Origin of the sequence: Porcincola sp. LCP21S3_C12, assembly GCF_052118625.1 — a bacterium.
GTDB lineage: Bacteria > Bacillota > Clostridia > Lachnospirales > Lachnospiraceae > Porcincola.
In genome coordinates this window covers 1-343 of record NZ_JBQKGW010000088.1, presented here as the reverse complement: position 1 = coordinate 343, position 343 = coordinate 1, and the positions used below count along the sequence as shown (strand labels likewise).

At 55.7% G+C, this 343-nt stretch carries 1 protein-coding gene; it reads right to left on the bottom strand.

The annotated features are described in order from the left end of the window. Positions 1–343 (bottom strand): phage portal protein (locus tag ACTQ1N_RS12805; protein ID WP_441476612.1); only part of this gene is annotated, 343 nt, incomplete at both ends.

Sequence of the window (343 nt, the reverse complement as noted above, 5' to 3'; positions counted from 1 at the left end):
CTCGATCCGGGTGAGCCAAGGCTGTAAGCTGTAGGTCACGAATTCCAGACTCTGCTCTTCGATATTGCTGAATGTCGCATGTTCCAGGTCTCCGATCATGTGCGGAGGCACGCGGAAGATACGTGCAATCTCATCGATCTGAAATTTCCGAGTGTCCAAGAACTGTGCTTCCTGCGGGTTGATGGAGATCGGCGAATATTTCATCCCCTCTTCCAGAACTGCGACCTTCCCAGCGTTCTGGCTGCCACCGAAGGCTGCCTGCCAGCTGTCCCGGACCTTTTCCGGATCCTTCAGAATGCCGGGGTGTTCCAGCACACCGGAAGGTGCTGCGCCGTTTGCAAAG